The sequence below is a fragment of the Parasediminibacterium schistidii genome (assembly GCF_046546515.1).
Taxonomy (GTDB): domain Bacteria; phylum Bacteroidota; class Bacteroidia; order Chitinophagales; family Chitinophagaceae; genus Parasediminibacterium.
This window is the reverse complement of the sequence record NZ_JBKHKJ010000001.1, coordinates 37,887-63,230: the sequence shown is the minus strand read 5'-3', so window position 1 is coordinate 63,230 and position 25,344 is coordinate 37,887. Positions and strand designations below refer to the sequence as shown.

General features: G+C 40.5%; 19 protein-coding genes. 9 read left to right on the top strand and 10 right to left on the bottom strand.

Annotated features, from left to right (window positions below; genetic code table 11):
• The first annotated feature begins 747 nt into the window (after nt 1-747).
• From ACHFIY_RS00215 to ACHFIY_RS00190, 6 genes are all read left to right on the top strand, one after another.
• A complete protein-coding gene (locus tag ACHFIY_RS00215) occupies nt 748-3,939 on the top strand; it encodes a SusC/RagA family TonB-linked outer membrane protein (RefSeq protein ID WP_410844019.1) in 3,192 nt (1,063 codons plus the stop codon).
• Nucleotides 3,940-4,003: 64 nt separating this feature from the next.
• A complete protein-coding gene (locus ACHFIY_RS00210; RefSeq protein ID WP_410844018.1) occupies nt 4,004-5,632 on the top strand; it encodes a RagB/SusD family nutrient uptake outer membrane protein in 1,629 nt (542 codons plus the stop codon).
• A 50-nt stretch (nt 5,633-5,682) separates the two neighbouring features.
• Nucleotides 5,683-7,545 carry an arylsulfatase gene (locus tag ACHFIY_RS00205; protein ID WP_410844017.1) on the top strand — a complete coding sequence of 621 codons (1,863 nt, stop codon included), beginning with the start codon at nt 5,683-5,685 and terminating at the stop codon, nt 7,543-7,545.
• Nucleotides 7,546-7,776: 231 nt separating this feature from the next.
• Complete coding sequence (locus ACHFIY_RS00200) at nt 7,777-8,856, top strand: sterol desaturase family protein (RefSeq protein ID WP_410844016.1); 1,080 nt, start codon at nt 7,777-7,779, stop codon at nt 8,854-8,856.
• A 193-nt stretch (nt 8,857-9,049) separates the two neighbouring features.
• Nucleotides 9,050-10,885 (top strand): arylsulfatase, encoded by a 1,836-nt coding sequence (locus ACHFIY_RS00195; protein WP_410844015.1) that lies wholly within the window; start codon nt 9,050-9,052, stop codon nt 10,883-10,885.
• Between the two features lie 252 nt (nt 10,886-11,137).
• Nucleotides 11,138-12,031 carry a PstS family phosphate ABC transporter substrate-binding protein gene (locus ACHFIY_RS00190; protein ID WP_410844014.1) on the top strand — a complete coding sequence of 298 codons (894 nt, stop codon included), beginning with the start codon at nt 11,138-11,140 and terminating at the stop codon, nt 12,029-12,031.
• Between the two features lie 12 nt (nt 12,032-12,043).
• On the opposite strand, the gene ACHFIY_RS00185 is transcribed toward ACHFIY_RS00190, so the two are convergent.
• From ACHFIY_RS00185 to ACHFIY_RS00175, 3 genes are all read right to left on the bottom strand, one after another.
• Entirely contained in the window at nt 12,044-12,151 is a 108-nt protein-coding gene (locus ACHFIY_RS00185) for a PIN domain-containing protein (protein WP_410844244.1), read from the bottom strand.
• A 130-nt stretch (nt 12,152-12,281) separates the two neighbouring features.
• Nucleotides 12,282-12,440: a type II toxin-antitoxin system VapC family toxin gene (locus tag ACHFIY_RS00180; protein ID WP_410844013.1), complete on the bottom strand. Its 159-nt coding sequence runs from the start codon at nt 12,438-12,440 to the stop codon at nt 12,282-12,284.
• Entirely contained in the window at nt 12,440-12,658 is a 219-nt protein-coding gene (locus tag ACHFIY_RS00175; RefSeq protein ID WP_410844012.1) for a hypothetical protein, read from the bottom strand. Before ACHFIY_RS00175 ends, ACHFIY_RS00180 begins: the two co-directional genes overlap by 1 nt.
• Nucleotides 12,659-12,749: 91 nt before the next feature.
• Between ACHFIY_RS00175 and ACHFIY_RS00170 the strand changes: the two genes are divergently transcribed.
• From ACHFIY_RS00170 to ACHFIY_RS00160, 3 genes are all read left to right on the top strand, one after another.
• Entirely contained in the window at nt 12,750-13,895 is a 1,146-nt protein-coding gene (locus ACHFIY_RS00170) for a formylglycine-generating enzyme family protein (protein ID WP_410844011.1), read from the top strand.
• Between the two features lie 107 nt (nt 13,896-14,002).
• Nucleotides 14,003-14,626 (top strand): HAD family hydrolase, encoded by a 624-nt coding sequence (locus ACHFIY_RS00165; RefSeq protein ID WP_410844010.1) that lies wholly within the window; start codon nt 14,003-14,005, stop codon nt 14,624-14,626.
• A gap of 209 nt (nt 14,627-14,835) precedes the next feature.
• Nucleotides 14,836-16,014: an acetate/propionate family kinase gene (locus ACHFIY_RS00160; RefSeq protein WP_410844009.1), complete on the top strand. Its 1,179-nt coding sequence runs from the start codon at nt 14,836-14,838 to the stop codon at nt 16,012-16,014.
• 1,090 nt (nt 16,015-17,104) lie between these two features.
• Here ACHFIY_RS00160 and ACHFIY_RS00155 read toward each other — a convergent pair.
• The 7 genes from ACHFIY_RS00155 to ACHFIY_RS00125 all read right to left on the bottom strand — a co-directional run bounded on the left by ACHFIY_RS00155 (nt 17,105) and on the right by ACHFIY_RS00125 (nt 25,093).
• Complete coding sequence (locus ACHFIY_RS00155; RefSeq protein ID WP_410844008.1) at nt 17,105-17,653, bottom strand: hypothetical protein; 549 nt, start codon at nt 17,651-17,653, stop codon at nt 17,105-17,107.
• Nucleotides 17,654-17,804: 151 nt separating this feature from the next.
• Nucleotides 17,805-19,073: an NAD-dependent dihydropyrimidine dehydrogenase subunit PreA gene (preA, locus tag ACHFIY_RS00150; protein ID WP_410844007.1), complete on the bottom strand. Its 1,269-nt coding sequence runs from the start codon at nt 19,071-19,073 to the stop codon at nt 17,805-17,807.
• 132 nt (nt 19,074-19,205) lie between these two features.
• The gene (locus ACHFIY_RS00145; protein ID WP_410844006.1) at nt 19,206-19,550 is read right to left on the bottom strand and encodes a four helix bundle protein; all 345 of its coding nucleotides are present in this window, start codon (nt 19,548-19,550) and stop codon (nt 19,206-19,208) included.
• A 123-nt stretch (nt 19,551-19,673) separates the two neighbouring features.
• Nucleotides 19,674-21,008, bottom strand: a complete 1,335-nt coding sequence (locus ACHFIY_RS00140) for an NAD(P)-dependent oxidoreductase (RefSeq protein ID WP_410844005.1) — start codon at nt 21,006-21,008, stop codon at nt 19,674-19,676.
• A gap of 94 nt (nt 21,009-21,102) precedes the next feature.
• On the bottom strand, nt 21,103-21,969 hold the full coding sequence (locus ACHFIY_RS00135; protein ID WP_410844004.1) for a nitrilase-related carbon-nitrogen hydrolase: 867 nt from the start codon (nt 21,967-21,969) through the stop codon (nt 21,103-21,105).
• Nucleotides 21,970-22,034: 65 nt separating this feature from the next.
• Nucleotides 22,035-23,411, bottom strand: a complete 1,377-nt coding sequence (hydA, locus tag ACHFIY_RS00130) for a dihydropyrimidinase (RefSeq protein WP_410844003.1) — start codon at nt 23,409-23,411, stop codon at nt 22,035-22,037.
• A gap of 233 nt (nt 23,412-23,644) precedes the next feature.
• Nucleotides 23,645-25,093 carry an NCS1 family nucleobase:cation symporter-1 gene (locus ACHFIY_RS00125; RefSeq protein ID WP_410844002.1) on the bottom strand — a complete coding sequence of 483 codons (1,449 nt, stop codon included), beginning with the start codon at nt 25,091-25,093 and terminating at the stop codon, nt 23,645-23,647.
• Nucleotides 25,094-25,344 lie beyond the last annotated feature (251 nt).

The following is a 25,344-nucleotide window of genomic DNA, read 5'->3' as shown; positions in this document are numbered from 1 at the left end:
TGGCTTTAGCCATTTAGGGGTATTTATTTGCTCTTCTTTTTTTCTTTTCTTCCCTTAAAACTCTGTGCTTCTTTGTGCCTTAGTTCCTTCGTGGCAGATTAACCAAACTTGCACTTTAGTAGCAACAAATAAAGAAAGGAAAAAAAATTTGGTGAATTGATTTTAACCTACTATTTTTGTGGACTAATTGAGTGGGTAAAGTAACAGTTACTCATTAACCCAAAGGAATTTTTGTTAACCACCAGCAAAAAAGCCTTTACATTAAAATGTATAAAAAATGCAATCTTTAAAAAGAACAGTGCATCCTTGCACTAAGGTGGGCTTTTACAGTAAAAAACAATTCTCCTACAACTCCTCTCGTTGCTGTTGTTGCTAAGCAAGCAGTATTAAATTCCCAAATTTTACTAAAGGCGTATTGCAAGTAAGTTAGTGGTCTAGTCGTGTGTTTTCACTTACGACTTATAACTTACCACTTATTAGCAATATGTTATAAACCTAACGGCAACTGTGTAATTTATTATACTGTTTTCCGGTGGTTGGTTAACTGTGTGTATTACCAGTTGCTGTTAGGTATAAATTCTTGGCACTGAATACATATTGGTGCATATAACAGACAATATTTTCCTGCTTTGCTTTTACTACAAAGGTTAAGCCCCTTTTGGGGCGTTAAGCCTTGCTATGGATACTGGTAAAGCCAAATTTTATCTTATTAGTCTATTTTGCAAGTAGACTTAAACTAAAGAAACGATGAGAATACATAAATTTTACAAACAATCTTTCCTCAGTCTACTCGTATTGTTAGGGTCGGCAGGTGTATTTGCACAAAATAATAATTTATCCTTAAATGGTAGGGTAGAAGATGCCAAATACAAAACCCCACTCGCTGGCGCAACCATCCACATTAAAGGTACAACCCACGAAGTAATAACAGATTTAAAAGGCTTTTTCCAGTTTGTAACCGGGCAAAAAGTGCCAGTTACATACTTGGTAAGCTTTGTAGGCTACCAAACACAAGAAGTTTTGGTTACCGAAGCAAAACCTGTTACCATATACTTGCAAGAGGCTTCTGGCCAGTTGAACGATGTAGTGGTGGTTGGTTATGGTACGCAAAAGAAAAAAGAAGTAACAGGTTCCGTTGGTTCAGTTTCCAAGGATAGGTTTACCCAAACAACCCCTTCTTTCGATAATTTGTTGCAAGGAGCTGTTGCAGGTGTTGCTGTTACACAAAGCTCGGGGCAGCCCGGCGCAACAGCAAGCATCCGTATACGTGGAGGTAATTCCCTCAGTTTTGGTAATGACCCTTTATACGTAATAGACGGATTTATTTATTACAATGACAACAATCTTACTAACCTTGCTCCAGCTTCTGGCACAGGTGTTTCAGGTGTATCTTCCAATGGTTTGTCCACTATAAATCCTGGCGATATAGAATCTATCGATATATTAAAAGATGCTGCCGCAACAGCTATCTACGGTAGCCGTGGTGCTAATGGGGTAGTTATTATAACTACCAAAAAGGGTACAAAAGGTTCTAATAACATTTCCTATAGTACATCTTATGGCACGCAGCGTCAAAGTAAAACATTAAATGTACTGAATGGCCCACAATGGGCTAGTCTTTTCGATGATTTATATAAGGCAACTCCTAGCATACAGACCAGTGCTGCAGCAAGTAAAAAATATATAGATTCTCTAGGTGCGGCTGGCGTGTCACAGGATTGGGTTGGTGCAGCCATTAAGCCAAGTACAGTGCAAAACCACCAATTGAATATTTATGGGGGTGATGATAAATCAAGGTATTCTTTGTCTGGCAATTATTATAGCCAGGATGGGCTTGTATTGAGCACCAATTTTAAAAGATATTCCGCTCGGTTCAACTACGAAAAGAATTTTACGTCCAAGCTCAAGTTAGCCACAAATATTTTTGGTAGCAACTCTTTAGAAAATAAAACAACTGGGAACGCTTATAATGACATTAATTTTAGCAATGCATTTTCTTCTTTGTATATAGCCAACCCACTACAAACTGCAAAGAATGCAAATGGTACTTACAATACCAGTTTACTAGGGGCATTGAATTCTACTGTTAATGTTATTAATGGACAAAATAACACGGATAACCTTATTCAGGATATAGCAAGCACGGTTAACCAAACCAAGCTTACCAGGGTGCTGGGCAATTTCTCGGCCGAATACAAAATATTGGATAAACTAGTTTGGAAATCAACTTTCGGCGTGGATATCCTGAATACTAAATTGAATTATTATGCCCCATCCTTTACAGCAGCGGGTAACAACACCGGCACTATTAGTGGGTCTGGTTCTATAGGTACTATCGCTTATCTAAGCTGGTTGAATGAAAACACAGTTAACTACGATTTGAATCTTGGTGAAAAAAATTCATTCAACGTGTTGGCTGGTTACACTACCCAATACCAAAAGTCTGAAACAGGGTTTCTGGCAGGTCAATCTTTTCCTACTGATGTACTTACATACAACAACTTATATCTAGCCACTGCCAATAAGGTGTCTGGCTCTGGTGAGGCTTTGCAAACAAGGAACTCTTGGTTGGGTCGGTTGTCATATTCTTTCGATCATAAATACAATTTCTCCTTCTCTAGTAGGGCAGATGGAGCTTCTCCAGCTGGGATAAATAAAAAATGGGGCTTTTTCCCTGCTGTCGGCTTCTCTTGGAATGCTTCCGACGAAAATTTCCTGAAGCAATATAAAACAATCAGCAATTTGAAAGTTAGGTTGACTGCTGGTAGTGTGGGCAATGCCAATTTCCCTGCATACAGCTCCTTGGAAACAATCAACGTAAATGGCTATTATTTTGGTAGTCCACTTGCCGCCGTAAATGGCCTTTCCCCTACGCAGTTAAGCAACCCAGATTTGGGATGGGAAACAACTACCCAATACAATGCGGGTATCGATTTGGGCTTAGTTAAGAACAGGATTAACGTAACTGCCGATATTTATTACAAGAAAACCTCTAATCTGTATGTAAGCGGTGGTGGTTTGATTCCGTTGACAACTGGTTATGCCACTGCTTCTGAAAACATCGGTAGCCTTGAAAACAAAGGCTTTGAATTGTCTTTGAACACTGAAAACATTAAAACAAAAAACTTTTCTTGGAAATCAACCATCATTTATGCTACTAACGCCAGCAAGATATTAAGCTTAGGGCCTAGTCAATCATTCCAGCCAACTGCGCCAACAGGTCAGGTGTCGCCTGTAATTGTAAAAGTCGGTCTGCCAGTGGGCACTTTCTGGGGCTATAGCACAGATGGTTTGTTAACTACTGAGGATGTGTATGGCAAAAAACCTGCTCCTAAATTGTCAGGTGTGTCTCAAGTTACCGGAGATAGGAAATACCTACATGCAAATGGCCTTACAGGTGCCAATATCACTACGGCAGATAAGCACGATTTGGGCAATGCGCAAGCCAAGTTTACGGCTAGCCTGAATAACACGATTACATATAAGGAGTTTGACGTAAATTTTTTCTTCCAAGGCTCTTTTGGCAACAAAATCTTCAACTTGTTGCAACAGCAGTTGGAAAAAACAACTACAATGGGCAATGTAACGGCCTTGGCATTGAATAGATGGGATTCTATTCGTAACCCGCACGGTACATTCCAAAAAGTGGTTAATGCGCCAGTAATGCAGGTACAGGACACTTATATTGAAGATGGCTCTTATATCCGCCTGAAAAACATTACGCTGGGCTACAATATACCAAAAGGGATTGCAGAAAAAATCCGTGCAAAACAAATTAGGATATATGCTTCTGCACAAAACCTGTTGACTATTACAAAATATGCTGGTCAAGACCCTGAGGCAAACTTCTACGACCAAAATAGCCTGCAACCAGGTATCGATTATGGTGTATACCCTCGGTATAAAACGTATTTGGTAGGTGTGAATGTCACTTTTTAACGGAATAACAAGCACCCTTATAAAGGTTAAAAATCAATTATCTAATTCAAATTATTAGTAAGCAATGAAGAAATATATCATAGCAATAGCAAGTATCTCTTTTACCACTGTCACCCTTTTTTCTTCCTGCAATAAGCTGGCGGAAAATCCATTGGGTACGTTAACGCCAGATCAATTTTATAAAACACAGTCCGATGCCATTGCAGCAGTAACATCGGTGTATAGCACTTTGTCAACTGATGTAAACAATGACTTCCCTATTTACGGAAGAAACTTGAACCTGATTGTCGATAACCCAAGCGATAACCAAGTGTATAGCCCATCAAATACCAACCCAGATGTACGGGCTTTAGGTACGGCCACTTATGTAAGTACAAATGATAGGGTAAAGAAAATATATGCGCAGTTGTATTGGGGCATCAATAAAGCCAATTTGGCGGTTGATAACATCTCCTTGCTCCCAGACTCTATATTTTTCGATAAAACCCGTTCAAAAGCAAACCTCATTAATGAAGCTAAGTTTATAAGAGCATTGTATTACTTCAACTTGGTTCGTTTATATGGTGATGTGCCATTGGTTTTGCATGAGCAGGCAAACGTAAATACAGCCGCTGCCAATTTGGTAAGCCGCACACCCAAAGATTCCGTTTATCTCCAAATTATTGCCGACTTAAATGCCGCAACTGCCCTTCCTATCTATTCAGCTAATAACTTGGGTAGGGTAACAGGCGGTGCTGCACATGCACTGTTGGGCAAAGTATATGTTACAAGGCAAGATTGGGCAAATGCAAAAACTGAATTGGAAAAAGTAATAACTGCTGGCTCTGGCTTTGCAAGTGCCACAGGTAACTATGGCTACGATTTATTCGCCAATTTCTCTGATGCCTTCCAACCCGGTACAAAAAATGGCAAAGAGCATATCTTCTCTGCACAGTTCAATGGTACTGCTGGTGGCTTTACTAGCACAAACACACTTAGCTCTTTTGTATGGAGTCCAACATCTTACACCGCCGATATACCCGCAGATGCAAGCGTGATAGAAGGGCTGTTTAATATTGCAGACCAACGTCGTAGCACCACTTTTTACGATTCTCTTTACAATAAGTCCACAGGTGCATGGGTTAAATGGCCTTACTACAATTTCTTGAAGTTTGTCGACCAAAGTGCAGGGTTTACCAATGGCTTAGCGGGAACCCAAGGGGCAAACAGCAAGGTTAATTTTCCTGTAATAAGATACGCTGATGTGTTGCTGTTATATGCAGAGGTATTGAATGAATTGAATGGCGGTCCTAATCCAGATGCGTACAATGCAATCAATATTGTTAGGGGACGTGCCTATAATGCAAACACCTACATAAGTAATGGTGCTTACGCTGCATACAATTACAAAAGCAATGGGGCCTATACTAGCCACGCAAACGACTTGTCAGGGCTAAACCAAGCCGATTTTCGTGATTCTGTTTTCACCGAAAGGAGAAGGGAATTTATACAGGAAAGCCAACGCTGGTTCGATTTGGTAAGACGTACCGATAGAGGGCCGGGTCAATACTACTTACAGTCTGTAAAAGCAATGCCTGGCAACCCCAAAGCCGCTGCAACATTAAAAGACACATTATTCCCTATTCCACAAACGGAAATTGATTTATACGGTGGCCGCAACCCCAATTTCAAACAAAACCCAGGTTGGAATTAATCTAAAGTCTGTCTACTGACTACTGTAAACTGTCTACTAAAAAATATACTATGTATAAAAAAATATTTACCGCATCGGCTTTTGCAATTGCCTCGGCAACTGCCATCCATGCGCAAACCCCCGAATTCAAGGGCACAATAGGAAAAACCGTAAAAGAGTCAAAGGCCGATTGGCCTGAGCTTCCCAAGGCACCCAAGGGTGCGCCCAATGTAGTCTGGATTTTATTGGACGATGTGGGCTATGGTGCCAGCAGTACTTTCGGTGGCTTAATCAAGACACCCACATTTGATAGCTTGGCAAATAATGGTCTTCGCTTTACCAATTTCCATACCTGTGCCATTTGCGCCCCAACAAGGGCTGCCTTGTTAACGGGCAGGAATAGTTCCAACGTACACGAGGGGGGCTTCTCTCATGTAGGTGCTTCCGCTGGTTTCCCCGGTTGGGATGGTCGTGTGCCTTCCTCCGCAGGTACAATTGCAGAAATACTGCGTGATAATGGATATAATACTTTTGCAGTAGGCAAATATGGTGTTACACCTGATGAAGAGGCTACCGATGCAGGTCCATTTGACCATTGGCCTACTGGCAAAGGCTTCGACCACTTCTTTGGTTTCCTAGGCTCTCAAACAGACCAGTATAAACCAGATTTGGTAGAAGACCAAGCACACGTAACACCAGATGGCAGGCACTTAAACGATCAGATTACCGATAAAGCCATCAGCTATATACAGCGTCAGCACAAGGCCGCACCAGACAAGCCTTTCTTCTTGTACTATTCCCCTGGTGCTGTTCATGCCCCGCATCAAGTAACTGCGGATTGGAGCGATTTGTACAAAGGCAAATTCGATGCAGGCTGGGATGCTTATCGCCAACAAACCTTCGACAACCAAAAACGCTTAGGTGTAATACCTGCCAATGCAGTGCTGCCTCCACGCAACCCTAATATAAAGGAATGGGAAACATTGCCAATAGCAGAGAAAAAACTCTACGCCCGTTTCATGGAAGTCTACGCAGGCTATCTTACTTATACCGATCATAAAATAGGGGAGTTGGTGAATTACTTGCGTGACTCCAAGCAACTGGACAATACTTTGATATTTGTAATCATTGGCGATAATGGTGCCAGCAAAGAAGGTACTAATAACGGTGTGATTGACCATTTTCCTTTAGGAAAACTACCCTCCGAGCAAAAAAATATTCAAAATAACCTTGATAAGATTGGCGAAATAGGTACTGCCTTAGCTTCTGAAACCAACTATCCATTAGGATGGGCGCAGGCTGCAAATACCCCTTTCAGGTTGTGGAAACAAGATGCCAATGCAGAAGGCGGTACACACAACCCATTGATTGTGTTTTATCCAAAAGGCATTACGGATAAAGGTGGCATCCGTAACCAATACGGGCATGTAATAGATATATTGCCTACAACCTTAGAGTTTATTGGGGGTAAAACACCATCCGAAATACGTAGCGTTCCACAGCAGGATGTACAAGGTACCTCATTGGCTTATGCTTTTGACAATGCTACGGCACCATCAAAACATACCGAACAGTATTACTACATATTTGGTAACAGGGCGCTCTATAAAGACGGTTGGAAAGCAGCAGCAGCCCACCATCCAGACTTTGTTGATTTTGGCAAATACATATCTGCTGGCCAACCCATCCCAGATGGTGATTTCGAAAAAGACGAGTGGGAATTGTATAACCTGAATGAAGATTTTACAGAGACTAATAACCTCGCTGCCAAGTATCCAGAGAAATTGGCAGAGTTAAAAAAGGAGTTTGATGTACAGGCAAAGAAAAACAAGTTATACCCTCTTGTCGATTGGATAGATGTATTCAAAGGCAGGACATTAAAAGCAGGTGTAAAATCTTTCTTCGCCCCCGCAGCCCCTACAGATAAGAAATAGAGTGGCGAAACCTATAAGGTTTCAAAAACCTTATAGGTTTAAATAAGTCGCATATAACTTAAAACGCAAAACATAAAACTTAAAACAAAAAATATGTTCTCCTTACAAGACATCTCAATACTCGCAAAAAAAATAGCCATCGGTATCGCAGCTTTCATTGTTCCCTTAGCCCTTTTGGCAGGGGGATTATATTTAATCAGTCAGTTTCTTAACAAATAAAAATCAAGGATTATGGCACAAACGCTCCCTCCATCACCCAAAAGAATAGGCAAAGATATTGTAACCAGCCTGTTTATTTATGCCTTGCCTATTTTGGCATTAGTGGTATATTTCCAAATCACAGGTGAAACACCTTGGAAAAACCCTCCTGCAAACCAACAGGCAACTGCCCCGCATTTCCTGCATTTCTTGGCACCCGTTTTCACCAACCTTAGGGAATGGGGCTTCTACGCAATTACTTTTGTATTGGGAGCCGTAGAATTTGCCTTTGGCCTCTATGACAATAAATGGACAAGCAGCGAACGCAAGATTGATATTGTTTGCTACGTGGCGCCTAAGTTTTTAATGCCCCCGGTTACGGCTTATTTTAGTTTGCATGTACTGCCATTGGCAATACCACACCTAGCGAATGTATTTTCATGGGTACCTTTCTGGGGTGGCTTTTTCCTAATTGCCATTGCAGACGACCTTACCCAATATTGGTACCACCGTTTGCACCACCAATTGCCAGTATTGTGGCGTTTCCACCGCACACACCATTCTGCGCCTTATATGGGCATGGCCATGGCAAGCAGGCAAAACTTTATCTACACTGTTTTCTTTTCGCAGATATATGTTACTTCTGCCTTGGTGTACCTTGGCTTGGGCTATTCTGCCTTGTTTGTTACCGTGATAAAATCAATCATTACGTTAGCGGCACATTCCAGCATCCGTTGGGACAAGCCTTTTTACAAATACAAAGTATTACATCCTGTAGCCTGGGTATTGGAAAGATTGATTTCCACCCCTGCCACACACCATGCCCACCATGCCGACACAACCGATGATGGCATTGGCTATTACAAAGGCAACTTCGGTAATATGTTTTTTATATGGGATGTAATTTTCAAGACAGGCATCATAACCCGCCAATACCCCACAGGCTTTGGATTGAAACATTACAAGCAGGAAGAATGGTATGCCCAGTTCCTATGGCCCATCTTCAAATCCAAAAAAGAAGGTAGCGAATTAGCGGCCAACGGCCCAGTAGTAGGTGGTGAAGAACTGGAACAAGAAGAGCCAGAATACCAAGGTGCTTATAGGATTGCCTAATAAGACAGTCTGTCATAAAACTTCAGTACGTCTATAACGGACAGGAAGCGGAGCTACCTTGGAGAGACCTTGGAGCGATGATGGAGCGATAGGCTAAAAGAACCGAGCTTTTAAAGGTGTCAAAATGGCAAAAAAGGCGTGATTTAAAGGAAATAACTCATCAACTCATAATTCATAATTCATAATAGATAACATGTATAAAAAAATAATCGCAGCATCAGCATTCCTTATAGCAGGTGCTACAGCAAATGCCCAATCAAAAGAGCCTTTTAAAGGTGTAGTAGGCAAAACCTCCGCCGATTCAAAAGAATGGTACCCACCAGTACCAACAGCCCCCAAAGGCGCACCCAATGTTGTATGGATATTGTTGGACGATGTCGGCTATGGTGCAACCAGCACTTTTGGTGGCTTGATTAGCACACCCACTTTTGATAGTTTGGCCAATCAAGGTCTTCGATACACCAATTTCCATACATGCGCCATTTGTGCGCCTACCCGTTCGGCATTGTTGACAGGTCGTAATAGCCATTCCGTACACATGGGCGGTTTTGCCCATACAGTAATGTCTGCCGGCTATCCTGGTTATGATGGCCGCATCCCTGAAACAAAAGGAACAGTAGCAGAAATATTAAGGGACAATGGCTATAATACATTTGCCGTAGGTAAATATGGTGTTACACCAGACGAAGATGCTACCGATGCAGGTCCTTTCGACCGTTGGCCTTTAGGCAAAGGATTCGAGCATTTCTTTGGATTCTTAGGTTCGCAAACAGACCAATACAAACCCGATTTGGTGGAAGACAATGCACATGTAAAACCAGATGGCAGGCACTTCAGTGAACAATTGACTGACAAAGCTATCAGTTATATAGCCAAGCAAAAAGCAGCAGCACCAGACAAGCCTTTCTTCTTATACTATGCACCTGCCGCCACACATGCCCCACACCAAGTTGCATCAGAATGGAGCGACAAATACAAAGGCCAGTTTGACGAAGGATGGGATGTGTACCGCCAGAAGGTATTTGACAACCAAAAACGCCTTGGTACAATACCTGCCAATGCAGTTTTGCCAGCCCGTAATCCCAACATAAAAGAGTGGAATAGTTTGCCAGCAGAAGAAAAGAAACTATATGCTAAATTCATGGAAGTGTATGCAGGCTATCTTACCTATACAGACTACCAAGTGAGCAGAGTAGTAAATTACCTGAAAGAAATAAACCAACTAGATAACACAGCTATTTTTGTAATGATCGGTGATAACGGTGCCAGCAAAGAAGGTACCTACCATGGCTTTATAGACCCTAAGAAAAATCCGCCTGCCTATTCAGCTGAAGAAGAATACCTAAGGAAGAATTTAGAAGAAATAGGCGAGATAGGTACCTCAGAAGGCTCTGCCAATTACCCATTAGGTTGGGCACAAGCCGCAAATACCCCATTTAGATTCTGGAAACAAGATGCAAATGCCGAAGGTGGTACACACAATCCCTTGATTGTATTTTACCCTAAAGGGATTCAAGACAAAGGTGGTATCCGCAACCAATACGGGCATGTGATAGATATATTGCCTACCACATTGGACTTTGTGGGTATCAAAAACCCATCAGTTATTCATGGTATCAAACAAGATACTTTACAAGGAAAGTCATTATTTTATTCCATCAATAATGCAACTGCAGCTTCTACCCATAAAATACAGCATTACTATATTTTCGGTGCAAGGGCAATCTACGATGATGGCTGGAAAGCCGGTGCTGCCCACTATCCAGACAATATAGTGATTGGTAATTTTAATGTAAACAAAGTATTGCCTAAAAGCGATTACAGCAAAGATGTTTGGGAACTGTACAACCTAAAAGAAGATCCAACAGAAACAGTCAATCTAGCAACGAAATACCCTGCAAAGTTGGCTGAATTAAAAGCTTTGTTCGACGTGCAAGCGCATAAATATGACTTATATCCATTGATAGATTGGGTAGATGTTGCCAACAAACGTTTGGCACTAGCCAAAAAGGCAGCAGAGAAAAAATGATGAAAAGTTTCGTGTTTTTAATTGTTAGTTAAGTAGTGGCATGCCTGCATTGTGAAACCTTGTTTTTCAATGTAGGCTTCCATTATTAATCCTGAATAAGAAATCAAATGCCGTAAGCATGGCCGATATTGTAGCCTCTCGTTTTAATCGGAGGAAATGGAATGCTATGGTAATTAAATAAAACCGTTAACCTTATATTTTCCTTTGTGCTACTTTGTGCCTTCGAGCCTTTGTGGCAATAAAAACTTTAAAATGAAAAAAGTAATCTTCTCCCTTTCATTGTTGGCAGTCGCCTACTTTGCAAACGCTCAGCAAACCACCATCCGTATTGCAGGTACCCGCCTTACTTATCCTTTGATGCAAAAATGGATAGATGAATATAGTAAACAGCACCCCGGTACAACCTTTATATTAAACAGTAAAATACCGGCCGACAGTGTAGATATTTCCATTGTATCGCACAAACTGGCTCCATCTGATATAAAACCCGGTAAAACCTATATTGCCCTTAGCCGTTATGTACAATTGCCAGTGGTAAACAGCAGTCGCCCTGATGTAGCAGCTTTACAAGAAAAAGGCTTTACAGATGCCTCTTTCAAAGAAGTTTATTTTGACGAAAAGGCTGCTGGTAATACGTTAGTATCCGATGCAGTTTTTACTGTTTATAAACGCAAGCAGTCGGCCTGTGCTTCTCAATCATTCGCCAATCATTTTGGTAGTGAGCAGAAGGATATCAAAGGCATTGGAGTGGTAGGTGATGATAAAGATTTACTTTCAGCAGTAAAACAAGATAAAAATGGCATTTCTTACAATAACCTCGGTTTTATTTACAATATCCAAACCAGGAAATTGGTAGACAGCATCGCCATTGTACCAATCGATTTTAATGAAAACGGTAAAATAGACGAGCAAGAAAAGATATACAATAATTTGGACGAAGTAATTAATTACGCCGAAAAAACAAACAGCCCTAAGCTCTTGATAGAAAATGTGTATGTCTTATTTAAGGAAAAGGGGAGGAGCAAAGAAGAAACAGCTTTCCTGAAATGGGTATTGGAAAAGGGGCAAAAATACAACCATCAATACGGCTTTCTAAACCTGCCAGATGAAGTGAAACGTCAGTCGGCAATAACAGTTAGTAAATAAAAGGACTTAGACTTACCACACAATGTTAATCAGGTCTTTGTAATGGTCAAACTGTTCATCTACAGTTAAAATGGAAAGATTGTCTGCCAGTGCAGTAGCAATAATTAAACGATCAAAAATATCTTTGTGGGTTGGGTAAAGGGGAACATCTTAATATGCAAGTAAATACTTCTCTGAAATGGGTAATATAATTATGTCACGGCTTACAGGTTCATTAAGAAAAAAAGAAAGTGAGTACTTTAAATTCAATTTACCTGTTTTTTAGCTTTATTGTCATTTCATAATAGGACGCTATACTTACGAACTTTGTGTTCAATGGGTTTTCAATAGAGTTCTTTGCTTTTTCTGAAAGAAAAGTATTGCCTTCCATAAACCATATTAATGCATGGGTATCTAAAAGCAATTTCATTAATAATCTTTTAGTTCGTCAAGGGGGGCATTAAAATCAGGAGCCATATAGAGGACACTGCCTTTAGCAAATCCAAAAACCAGAGGTTTTTTTTCTTTTGGTTGTACTTCCACATCTTTTGTAAATGTAACAAGTACTTCAACTGGCATGGAAGTATCAGGGGCTTCTTCTAAAATAATCTGCCCATTATGGTAAACACCTTTGATAGTAGTAAGCATGAGTATTAAATTTACAAACAAATTTAAGCATTTTAGTGCTTTCAATAGTCTACTTGAATGGAATTTAAGACAAGAATTAGAATAAAGCAAAATGAAAATATTCAAGAATATCTTTTTAATAGGCTTGGTTTCCCTTGCAGCATGCAAGAATACAAAACAAGAACAGACAGCCCAAGACACAGCTGTTGCTGAGGTACAGGTACAAAAAAAAACAAAAGCTATTTGCTGCGAATCTAATCTCCCCAACCGCTTTGGTGTAAAAGGTACACTTGCCAATTGCCTGCCGGATAGCAATAAAAAAGCATCTACCGAAGGTATGGTTTGGGTACCCGGCGGTACGTTTATGATGGGTGGCGATAATAAACAAGCTTCCGAAGACGAATACCCCAAACACAAAGTAACCGTTAGTGGCTTTTGGATAGATGTAAACGAAGTAACCAATGCCCAATTTGCCAAATTTGTAGATGCCACGCATTATATCACAATCGCAGAGCGCAAACCAGATTGGGAAGAACTAAAAAAGCAATTGCCTCCCGGTACACCCAAACCGGATGAAAGTGTGTTAGTTGCTGCTTCATTGGTATTTAAGCAGCCTGACAAACCTGTAGGCCAGGATGATTACGGCCAATGGTGGGAGTGGAAATCTGGTGCTAACTGGAAACACCCACATGGTTCCGGCAGCGACATTAAAGGAAAAGAAAACTATCCGGTGGTGCATATTGCCTGGACAGATGCTGTTGCTTATTGCAAATGGTCGGGCAAGCGCCTTCCAACTGAAGCAGAATGGGAATTTGCAGCAAGGGGTGGTTTGAACAATAAAATTTATCCTTGGGGTGATGAACCAGTAGGTACAGGCAAACAAAAAGCCAATTACTGGCAAGGCCAGTTCCCTAATAAGAATACGGTGGAAGATCATTTTTACTATTCAGCCCCAGTAAAATCTTTCCAGCCCAATGGGTACGGTTTATTTGATATGGCTGGTAATGTATGGGAATGGTGTGCAGATTATTACAATAGCCAATACTATGCTGCAACCAATAAGCCCGAAGGTGTTACTAACCCCCAAGGCCCATCAAAAAGCTATGACCCGCAGGAGCCATTGGTTACCAAAAGGGTTATAAGGGGTGGCTCATTTCTTTGCAACGACAGCTATTGCTCTGGCTACCGTGTGGCACGCCGCATGAAAACATCGGAGGATAGTGGCATGGAGCATCTGGGTTTCAGGTGCGTGCAATAATTGTACTGATGATTAAATAATTTTACGGCACGGGTTGTGTTAAGATACCAATAATGTTTGCGTGCCATTATAATTGGTGCATTAACTTTATTGTTTAATACATACTCATGGAAATAAAAGGGGCAATTACTACTTTATTCGTAGATATTGGGGGCGTACTTCTTAGCAATGGGTGGTCGCATCAGTCTCGGCACTTGGCAGCTAGCATGTTCAACATTGATTTCGAGGAAATGGAAAATCGGCACCAGGTTATATTTGTTTCGCACGAGGAAGGGAAGTTGGCACTGGACGAATATTTGAAACGGGTTGTGTTTTATAAGGAGCGTGAGTTTACCAATGAACAGTTTAGGGATTTTATGTTTTCCCAAACTACCCCGTTTCCTGAGATGATTAACCTTATAAAAAAACTAAAAGAAAAATACGGGTTAAAGATAGCTGTGGTAAGCAATGAGGCAAAGGTGTTAAATGAATACAGGATACAAAAATTCCAGTTGGCAACATTTGTCGATTTTTTTATTTCATCTTGCTATGTGCATTTAAGAAAGCCAGATGCAGATATTTTCCGCATGGCATTAAACATTGCACAGGTGCAGCCCAGTGAAGTAATTTATATAGAAGATACACCTATGTTAATAGATGTTTCTGCAGACTTAGGCATCAAGGGCATTTTGCACAAGGATTATTCATCAACGGCAAGTGAATTAGCAGCAATTGGGTTAAACATTGATTAGGTAACTATTCAGGTACAAGTTTGGTTAATCTGCCACGAAGACACAAAGAGGTACAAAGTTTTAAAGGAAGAAGAAGAGAAGAAAAAAGAAGAAAAATTAGGTTATCAATACCTTTTAGCCTTCTTTTTTTAGTGTTTTTGTGCCTTTGTGGCTAAAAAAGCATTTCGATGTGGTGAGTATTAAACCTTATTTATAAATAAACCTATGAAATGATATTAACCATCAATGGCGGGTCTTCCAGTATCAAGTTTGCCTTTTATTCAATCGATGGCCTTTTTACTAAGTTGCTTTTTGGGCAAATAGAAAGCATAGGCAGTGCAAAAGCCACGCTCAGTTTTCAAAACACCATTGCTGGGCAAAAAAAAACGATACCTGCGCAAGCAGCAAACTATGACGAAGCCGCAAAACTGCTGGTAAGCTTGCTGGAGAAACAGCAGGAGTTTACTTCAATCATTGCCATTGGCCATAGGATTGTGCATGGTATGCAGCACACAGCCCCAGAAAAAATAACGCCTGCGTTATTGGCCGAGCTGAAACAAATAAGCAGCTACGATCCCGAGCATTTACCAGAAGAAATTAAACTCATAGAACTATTTGGCAAGCATTACCCTCAATTGCCACAGATAGCTTGTTTCGATACTTCCTTTCATTCTAAGATGCCGCTTGTTGCCAAAATGCTACCCATCCCTCGCCGCTATTTTGCCAAAGGCATACAACGGTACGGCTTCCACGGGCTTTCATACACCTACCTGATGGGCGAATTACAAAATCAAGCAGGGAAAAAAGTTGCAAATGGCAAGGTAATTTTGGCACACCTAGGCAGTGGTGCAAGCCTTGCTGCCGTTAAGGACGGCAAATGCATGGATACGAGCATGGGTTTTACACCCGTATCAGGGTTGCCAATGGGTACAAGATGCGGCGACCTAGACCCTAGCGTGGTATGGTATTTAATGCAGTTTGAAAAACTTAACCCAAAGCAATTTAACCACTTGATAAACCATGAATCTGGCCTTTTGGGTATATCGGAAACAAGTGCCGACTTGCGAGAGTTGATGGAAAAGGAATATCATGATAATCGTGCCAGTGAAGCCATAGAACTATTCTGTTACCAAACAAAGAAATGGATTGGCTCTTTTGCAGCCGTGCTGGAGGGGCTGGATACATTGGTTTTTGCTGGCGGCATTGGCGAACATTCGCCAGCAATACGCAGCAAAATATGCAATGGGCTAGGCTTTTTGGGCATAGAACTGGATGAAATAAAAAACAAAAGTAATGCCCCTGTTATTTCTACTGAAAAAAGCAAAGTTGCGGTGCTAGTTATTAAAACAGATGAGGAGTTAATGATTGCAAAGTTGGTTTCTCAAAAATTGGATATTGCTAGGTACTAACTTGAAAAAAAGTGCAAGCAAGTAGTTGCTTTTTTTAAGCTATTATTATCACGCCATTTAAGGCAGATATATCTTGAATACAACACTTTGCTTCAAACATCTTTTTAACTAACTTTTTAACAAGCTTGCATTGCTAATCCACATTTTTTATTCACTGATAATAGCATTGGTTTCAATTCTTGTTTCCAAATGCATAAGGCTGCCGTAATTGTGTATATGCCAGTTTTTGCAAGTATCCACTTTTGTTTCCCCTTAACTTTTGGGTGCATTTCAAATCTTCGCTTTTTATTCCCCTTTTTAATTTATCAGCGAGATATATAATTGATGGTGATAGTCGTACCCTAATTCCCAATCTCACCTAACCCTCTCCAAAGGGAGAGGGGGGTAAGAACAAGGGAGATGGAGCAAGAACAAACGAGGGAATAAGAAGAACTAAGCGAACATTTGAAATGATTTTTTTCTTCTTTTTCCGTGATTTCTTTTTTTTCTAGCCTATCTTTTTTGCTTGTAACTCATTGTTATTCAACTATTTTTTGTTTTTTTGGCCTCATTTTTTATTATAATTTAAGTGAATTTTATGATAATTTATTGATAATGGAATGATAGTTTTACTATAATAGAATGATAATTTATTGATAAGAAACTGATAAGATTTTGATGGTGGATTATCATTTTCCTAAGTAAACTAAAATTCGATTCGGGAGGCAAGGCCAAGATGCCCCTAGTTCCACTTTTAATGTAAAATTGGCATGAAAAGGTATATAGTCCAAAATAAAAATCCTATATGGGGGAAATATGCCCCCATGAGTATCCAAAATTTCCCCCATAGGATACTTTTTTAAACCTAGATTTTGCAGTTAAAATCTATTGAAAACAGCCTTAGTAAGGCAGTTGATTGGATACCTATGCCAGGAAATGACCCTAAAGGGAAAAACTTATCAAGACCCATCAAAAACACCAACCATAAAAATAAAAAATAACCAGAAAAATGAAGGAACAAAAAAATCGACAAAAAATTTTCCCATTTACAAGGAATGCCTAAAAAAGCCGCTTTGTACAAAGCGGCTTTACAAAATATTATACAGACTAACTAGTTATCATTCTTGATTTTTATTTTTGTTTTGCGGGAAGTAATTTTTACTTTACTGGTATCGGTTTTTTCTTTGTATGCATTGCCATTGTCTTTCATTTTCTTGCTTACAGCACTATCTGGAGCAGTGACAATAACCATGTCTTTCTTTACTTCTACATTATAAGGATTGTCCATCAATTTGGCTTCATCTACCGTATAGTTGCCGTCTTTTGCAATCAGGCTGTTGTTTACCAAATAGCCCCTGTAGTCAAAAGTGTCTTTGGTGGCTTCATCGTAGTAATAACTTTTAGGTGGCTCGTTGGTGGCAGCATCTACATAGTAATAATGCACTGTATCGTACTTTAATACGATTGTTTTATTATTTTGTATGTCAACCAATTTAGTGCCTTCCAAACGGCGTTTGGAATAAACTGTTTTGGTAGTGGTAGTAGTGGTAACGGCACTGTCTGCATTGGGTGCTACTGCATTTGCAGGTGTAGTGTTGTTGTTGCAGGCTACAACCATCAAGACCGCAGCGGCTGATGTAACTAAGATACTTTTTTTCATTATTATAATTTTTAATTTATCCTAATAATGAAAATACCATGCCTTTTATTTAAAAAACTATTGATTTTAAGTTGGTTGGCGACAGTAGCAAAGAAAAAAGGGATGCCAACTTTTTGAAAGTTGGCATCCCTAAAAAAATAAGCCTAAAATATTAATGGTCATTCAAAGGTCTTCCTTCTGCCTGCCACATTTTCCAATTGATATAATCTGGGGCTACACGGTGTTCTTCCATCGTAATACAATCATCCACAGGGCAAGTCAACTGGCAAAGGTTGCACCCTACGCACTCTTCTTCCTTGATAGTATAGGTGTTGTAAGGCTTTCCGTAAGCAAGGTTGATTGACTGGTGCGAGGTATCTTCACAAGCAATATAGCACAAGCCGCAATGGATACATTTATCCTGATTTATTTTTGCAATGTGGTGATAGTTAATATCCAAATCTTCCCAATGGGTAATTTTTTCAACGCTTTTGCCAATAAAGTCCTCAATGGTAGCAAAGCCTTTTTCGTCCATCCAGTTGTTTAGGCCTTCGCACATATCTTCTACAATACGGAAACCATGCTTCATGGCGGCGGTACAAACTTGTACCGTGCTGCTGCCTAGCAACATGAATTCTACCGCATCTCTCCAAGTACTTACACCACCAATACCACTAATAGGCACTTTGGAAGTAAGTGGGTCTTGCGAAATAGTAGTGAGCATTTTCAAGGCAATTGGTTTCACGGCAGGGCCGCAATACCCACCAAACACGCTTTTCCCTGCTACATAAGGATTGGGCACCAAAGTGTCCAAATCTATACCCGTAACGCTTTGGATGGTATTGATTAAGCTCAAGGCATTTGTACCACCTTGCACCGCCGCACGGCCAGTAGGTACAACAGAATGTACATTTGGTGTAAGCTTGGTAATAACCGGAATGGTTGCTTTTTCCATTACCCATTCCACTACCATTTTGGCAATTTCAGGATCTTGACCCACGGCGGCTCCCATGCCACGCTCTGTCATACCATGTGGGCAACCGAAGTTTAGCTCAAAACCCATTGCGCCGGCATCTTCACATTTTTTGATGAGTTCGTGCCAAGCCTCACGGTTGTTATCTGCCATTAACGATACAATCATTGCCCTATCGGGGAATAATTTAACGCACTCTGTTATTTCTTTTAAGTTGATGTCCAGTGGCCTGTCGCTAATCAACTCAATATTATTGAAGCCCATTATCTTGCTACCACCATAATTAACAGCCGAATAGCGGGAGGAAACATTTTTTACCTGGCTACCCAGTGTTTTCCATACCACGCCACCCCAACCCGCTTCAAAGGCACGGAGTACATTTATTTTTTTGTCGGTAGGCGGTGCACTGGCCAACCAAAAAGGGTTTGGCGATTTGATGCCAAGGAAATTTGATGATATATCAGCCATACTTTTTTGTTTTAAGTTTTATGTTTTGTGTTTTAAGTTAAAGCCCTTTTTGTTGTTTTAGGTTTTGTGTTTTAAGGTTTAAGTTAATACAATTTTCTAAACCCAAAACCTAAAACACAAAACTTAAAACAACTATCCTTGACTTGCCGTCTTTACTATTTTTGTCAATATATTTACAATATGATCAATTGAAAGCAGATACTTGGAATAATCTATATCTACTAACTTACTTCTATCCAATAACCTAAGCCAATACCTTGTTTCCCTCGCTTCTTTAGAGGCAATTGACATTTTAGAAATAAAATCCTTTCTTGATTGTCCCGCTCCTGCCTCTTCTATATTTGCCCCTATACTTGTTCCACTTCTTAATAATTGCTTCGAAATAACAAATTCCCTTTTTTCAACTAAAATTTTATATAGCTCAATCATTTGCAATGCAAAGTCAAAAGATAAATCTAAAATCTTAGTTTCAGCCACGGCTTGTTGTTTTAAGTTATATGTTTTGTGTTTTAAGTTAGGGAAACGTGTGGTGTTTTAGGTTTTGAGTTTTAGGTTTTAAGTTAATGTTGGTTTCTTAACACAAAACTTAAAACACAAAACTTAAAACAAATATCTTAAAATAGCAACAGCGCCGTCCTTACCCGCTTGCACCGCATCAACCACTTCTTTACCACCATTCACACAATCACCACCTGCAAAGACGCCTGTAGTGCTAGTAATTGATTTATCTGTTACGGCTATTTTACCAGACTTGTTGCTCAGTTGATTTGCATTAACTAAGCCTTCGAACGGCATTTGACCGGCTGCTTTTATTACCATGTCTACATCAAGGGTGAAGCTATTGCCTGTGGCAACAGGGCTGAGGCGGCCGCTTGCATCGGGTTCGCCCAATTCCATTTGTTCGCAAACCAATTGGCTTACTTTGCCATCTACGCCTAATACTTCTTTAGGTGCAGCTAGCCAAATGATATTACAGCCATCTAGTTTAGCAATATCCAACTCTACTTCTGTACAAGGCATTTCATCCTGCGTACGGCGGTAAACAATGGTTACTTCTTTTGCGCCTAGGCGTTTTGCTTGGGTAGCAGCATCAATTGCCGTCATGCCCAAACCAATCACAGCTACTTTATCGCCAACCGGAACTGAAGCAAAACCATCTGCCCTTAAGCCATAAATAAAGCTGATAGCATCTACCACACCTTCCAAGTTTTCACCAGGAACTGATAGTTGCCTTGCCAAGCCAACGCCAAAAGCCAAATAAACAGCATCGTATTCTGCTTTTAAACCTTCTATCGTAATGTCTTTTCCTAATTCTTGATTGTACTTAACTTCAATACCACCGATGGACAAGATATAATTTACTTCGTCCTCACAAAATTCAGGGGTTACTTTATAAGCAGCAATGCCATAAGTCATCAAGCCACCGCCCTTGCTTTCTTTTTCATAGATGGTTACATCTACACCTTCCTTGCTTAGGTTAAACGCACAGCTTAATCCTGCTGGGCCTGCACCCACAACCGCTACTTTTTTACCTGTTGATGGTTTGCGGGTAAACAACTGCCATTTTTCGGCAATGGCTTTTTCTGTAGAATAGCGTTGCAATTGAGCTATTTCCACAGGCGCTTCTTCCATTAGGTTATATACGCAACTGCCTTCGCACAATTTTTCTACTGGGCAAACCTTGCTGCAACCAGCACCCAAAATATTGGAGCTGAAAATGGTATGGGCAGAGCCTTTTATATTACCTGTTACAATCTGTTTGATAAACTTAGGTACATCTATACCTGTGGGGCAACTTTTGGTACAAGGTGCATCATAACAAAACAAACATTTATTGGCATCCACCAACGCTCCATTTTGGGTAGCATATGGAGGGTGTATATCGCTAAAGTTTATTTCGTATTCTGCCGGTGTTAAACGGTTGCTGGAAATCATTATTTTAAGTTTTAAAGTTCAATAAAACACTTCGCAATAGCGAAGTAACCACCCCGCCCTTCGGGCACCCCTCTAGAGGGGAATTTTATAAAGTCTACAATTCTACTATCTTCCCATAGGTTTCAGGCCTTCTATCCCTGAAAAACTGCCAATTGTTGCGGACTTCTTCTATCATATCTAAGTCAAACTCGGCAACCAATAGTTCGTCATTGTCCTGACTGGCTTCTGCAAAAATTTGTCCCCTAGGGTTAACAAAATAAGAGGTGCCATAAAACTTACCTAGGTTCCAAGGCTTTTCTTCCCCAACCCTGTTGATACAACCCATAAAGTAACCATTGGCTACTGCATGTGCTGGTTGTTCTAATTTCCACAAGTATTGGGATTGACCGACTGTAGTAGCAGAAGGATTGTAAACAATCTCTGCCCCGTTTAATCCTAAGCATCTTGCCCCATCTGGAAAATGCCTGTCGTAGCAGATATACACCCCTACTTTGGCATATTTGGTTTGGAAAACAGGGTAGCCCAAGTTGCCTGGTTTGAAGAAGAATTTCTCCCAAAAACCTCCTGTATGTGGGATATGATTTTTACGGTATTTACCTAGGTATGTACCATCAGCATCTATCACCGCAGCCGTATTGTATAAAAAGCCCGATTGTTCCTTTTCATAAATGGGCACTATGATTACCATGCTGTATTTTTTTGCATATACAGCTAAGCGTTCTGTGGTAGGCCCTGGCACTGCTTCGGCAGAAGCATACCATTTTTTATCCTGACCTGGACAGAAATAAGGCGTATTGAAAATTTCCTGCAAGCACAATATCTGTACACCCTGCTTACCCGCTTCTTCTATTAGCGGGATATGTTTCAGGTACATGGCTTCTACTATTTCATCAATAGTGCCCTCCCCTTCTGTGAGGGGCAAACTCATTTGTATTAAACCAGACTTTACAATACGAGGCATCTTTTTAATTATGAATTATGAGTTATGAATTATAAGTTTTTTATACCCCTTTAGGGTATGCGGTTCTATCCTACCTTGTTCCTTTTTACAAATTGGCCAAATCCTTTATCTACGAAGCATTCATTATTGTCAATGGCTACTGTACCCCTTAGCAATACCGTTTTAACCTTGCCTGTCAATTCCCAGCCTTCGTAGCCGCTATAGTCCACATTCATGTGGTGGGTTTTTACAGAAAGGGTGTGCTTTTCATTTGGGTCAATCAATATAATATCGGCATCGCTACCAATGGCAATCGTTCCTTTTTTAGGGAACATGCCGAATGCTTTGGCCGCATTGGTACTGGCTACTTCCACATATTTATTTAGAGAGATTTTGCCTTTGTTCACGCCTTCGCTAAACAATAGCTCCATCCTGTTTTCAATGGCAGGGTGACCGTTGGGTATTTTAGAGAAATCGTTTTTACCCATCAACTTTTGCTCCCACATAAAAGGGCAATGGTCTGTGGCTACTACGTTCACCAAACCCTGATTGATACCAGCCCATAAAGTAGCCTGATCTTTCTTTTCCCTAAGCGGTGGGCTCATTACCCATTTAGCTCCTTCGAAATCATTTTCATATAATGAGGCATCCAAAACAAGGTATTGAATACAGGTTTCTACTGTAAGGTTTTGGTTACGCTTGGTAGCATCCCTTACAGCATTCAAAGCGCCTTCACAGGTAAGGTGTACAATATACCCCTTGCAACCTGTATAATCAAGCATATCCACAAAGCGGGAAGAAGCCTCTGCTTCCGTCACTTCGGGCTGCGATAAATAATGGTATATTGGAGCTAATTTCCCTTCTGATTTATGTTTGGCTATCAGGTAATCAATCATATCACCATTAGTAGCATGTACGGTAACCATACCGCCTTGTTTCTTTACTTCCTGCATCAGGCCAATCATCTGCCTGTCGTCTATCATCAACGCACCTTTGTAGGCCATAAAGGTTTTGAAAGAGGTAATACCTTCCTTCTCTACAAAATGCTGTATTTCTTTTTTGGTGTCTTCGTTAAAGTCTGTAACCGCCATGTGAAAACTATAATCGCCTACGGCAGTACCTTTGGCACGGCTGTTCCAGTCATCCAAAGCATGTTGCAAACTTTTTCCTTGTGTTTGCAACACAAAATCTATAATGGTGGTAGTGCCACCATGTAAAGCAGCCCTAGTACCCGTTTCATAGGTATCACTGGAAAAAGTCCCCATGAATGGCATGGACAAATGCACATGGGGATCAATACCACCCGGCATTACCAACAGCCCTGCAGCATCTATTTCCTTATCTGCCTTTACATTTAGGTTCTTACCAATGGCGGAGATAGTTTCCCCCTCGATAAATATATCAGCCACATAATCATCCGTAGCTGTAATAACTCTTCCGCCTTTTATTAACGTAGTACTCATATTAAATCAAATTTTTTAACCACAAAGAACACAAGAGAAAAGATTCACAAAGAGCACAAAGTATAATTAAGGAAAAGTTCACAAGGAAAATTCTACACCTCTAATATATATTTAACTCTCAAAGCACCTCCTTGTGCCCTTAAAAAAGATTTTTAGATTTCTGTAAATATGTTGTTTTCTACCTTGTGATCCTTGTGTAAACCCTTTGTGACCTTTGTGGTAAAAGAACCCCACTAGTCTTTTTTACTAAACGCCCAGTAAACCAGCCCACTAATACCAAAACCCACAAACCAAGCATAGCTGTACAAAGCATTTATCCATCCAGGGAAAGCATCGGGTCCTACTACATGTATAATAGTTAAAAAACCCGGCACATTTGGCAAAATGCCCAATATCAATGCTATCACCGCAACCCAGTTCGTACCATTTGAAAAACTATATATCCCTTTTGGGTTATACAAACCTTCCAAATCCAAAGTCTGCTTCCTGATAAAATAATAATCGACAATCATAATTCCACCTACTGGCCCCAAAAGGCTGGAATAGCCAACTAACCAAGTGAAAATAAAACCTGTTGGGTCTGCAATTAACTTCCATGGAAAGATGCAAATACCAATGAATCCTGTTATATAACCACCTGTACGAAAACTAATTTTTGATGGGGCTAGATGGGCAAAATCGTTTGCTGGGCTTACTATATTGGCAGCAATATTAGTAGCCAACGTAGAAATAGCAACCGCTATCATCGCCACACTTACCAATAGTTTACTATCAAATCGCCCTGCTAATACCAATGGATCCCAAATAGTAGTGCCGTAGATGATGGTAGTTGCAGATGTAACCACAACCCCTATAAAACTGAATAATGTCATGGCTGGTGGCAAACCAATAATCTGTCCTTTAACCTGTGCATCCTGACTTACAGCATAGCGTGTAAAATCAGGGATATTGAGGGATAAGGTAGCCCAAAAGCCCACCATCCCCGTTAATGCAGGAAAGAAAAAAGCGAAAAACCCAGCAGTAGTGGCAAACTTAGAGGGCTGTTGCAAAATAGGTCCCAAGCCATGCCCGGCGGAGATAGCCCAAAATAACAACGCCAAAGCAGCAACTGGCAGGAAAAAGGCTTTGAAAACCAATAGCTTTTTGATACTTTCCACACCTAAATACACCACGTACATATTCAATAACCAGAAACAAAAGAACGTTATAGCTGGCCCTGTTTTCAACCCCCAAGATGCTGGGAAAACAAGGGGCAAGGTTTCTAAAGCGGGTATCCACAAGCGGAACATCTGGTACAAAGCAAAGCCACCAATCCATGTTTGTATACCAAACCAACCACAAGCTACAACTGCCCTTAGCAACGCTGGGATATTGGCACCAGAAGTACCAAAGCTTGCCCTTGCAAACACAGGAAAGGGAATGCCATATTTAGCACCTGCATGGCCATTTAAAATCATAGGAATCAACACCACACTATTCCCTATGAATATAGTAAGGATACTCTGCCACCAATTCATACCACCTTCTATCAGCGAACTGGCTAGCATGTAGGTAGGTATGCAAAGGCTCATGCTTATCCATAAAGCTGCATAGTTCCAAGTCTTCCAAGTGCGCTTATGCTGCGGTATAGGTGCCAAATCTTCACTGTAAAGCGTAGAGGTTGTAATATCTTGTGCTGCCATTCTCAATTACGAATTAGAAATTAGGAATTAGGATGGTTTCCTCCTAATAATCATATGCTGCAATTTATATCTTTTTTCTACCTATTTAAAACTAAAAACACAAGAAAAGTTATATGCCCTATTTTTTTTCTTTCATATGTGTTGTATGTGCTTATGTGGCAGGCAATCCTTTAAAAAAAGCGAGAGGCCACAACGCATTGCGGCGTTTAGCCTCTCTATCTCTTTTCTCTCATTTTTCAACTCACCCAACA

Excerpts from the sequence above, each read along its gene's own strand:
- ACHFIY_RS00210 (WP_410844018.1), top strand. The coding sequence starts at position 4,004 with ATGAAGAAATATATCATAGCAATAGCAAGTATCTCTTTTACCACTGTC.
- ACHFIY_RS00170 (WP_410844011.1), top strand. The coding sequence starts at position 12,750 with ATGAAAATATTCAAGAATATCTTTTTAATAGGCTTGGTTTCCCTTGCA.
- ACHFIY_RS00195 (WP_410844015.1), top strand. The coding sequence starts at position 9,050 with ATGTATAAAAAAATAATCGCAGCATCAGCATTCCTTATAGCAGGTGCT.
- ACHFIY_RS00175 (WP_410844012.1), bottom strand. The coding sequence starts at position 12,658 with ATGCTTACTACTATCAAAGGTGTTTACCATAATGGGCAGATTATTTTA.
- ACHFIY_RS00190 (WP_410844014.1), top strand. The coding sequence starts at position 11,138 with ATGAAAAAAGTAATCTTCTCCCTTTCATTGTTGGCAGTCGCCTACTTT.
- ACHFIY_RS00155 (WP_410844008.1), bottom strand. The coding sequence starts at position 17,653 with ATGAAAAAAAGTATCTTAGTTACATCAGCCGCTGCGGTCTTGATGGTT.
- ACHFIY_RS00165 (WP_410844010.1), top strand. The coding sequence starts at position 14,003 with ATGGAAATAAAAGGGGCAATTACTACTTTATTCGTAGATATTGGGGGC.
- ACHFIY_RS00180 (WP_410844013.1), bottom strand. The coding sequence starts at position 12,440 with ATGAAATTGCTTTTAGATACCCATGCATTAATATGGTTTATGGAAGGC.
- ACHFIY_RS00125 (WP_410844002.1), bottom strand. The coding sequence starts at position 25,093 with ATGGCAGCACAAGATATTACAACCTCTACGCTTTACAGTGAAGATTTG.
- ACHFIY_RS00200 (WP_410844016.1), top strand. The coding sequence starts at position 7,777 with ATGGCACAAACGCTCCCTCCATCACCCAAAAGAATAGGCAAAGATATT.
- ACHFIY_RS00160 (WP_410844009.1), top strand. The coding sequence starts at position 14,836 with ATGATATTAACCATCAATGGCGGGTCTTCCAGTATCAAGTTTGCCTTT.
- ACHFIY_RS00140 (WP_410844005.1), bottom strand. The coding sequence starts at position 21,008 with ATGATTTCCAGCAACCGTTTAACACCGGCAGAATACGAAATAAACTTT.
- ACHFIY_RS00135 (WP_410844004.1), bottom strand. The coding sequence starts at position 21,969 with ATGCCTCGTATTGTAAAGTCTGGTTTAATACAAATGAGTTTGCCCCTC.
- ACHFIY_RS00215 (WP_410844019.1), top strand. The coding sequence starts at position 748 with ATGAGAATACATAAATTTTACAAACAATCTTTCCTCAGTCTACTCGTA.
- ACHFIY_RS00205 (WP_410844017.1), top strand. The coding sequence starts at position 5,683 with ATGTATAAAAAAATATTTACCGCATCGGCTTTTGCAATTGCCTCGGCA.
- preA (WP_410844007.1), bottom strand. The coding sequence starts at position 19,073 with ATGGCTGATATATCATCAAATTTCCTTGGCATCAAATCGCCAAACCCT.
- hydA (WP_410844003.1), bottom strand. The coding sequence starts at position 23,411 with ATGAGTACTACGTTAATAAAAGGCGGAAGAGTTATTACAGCTACGGAT.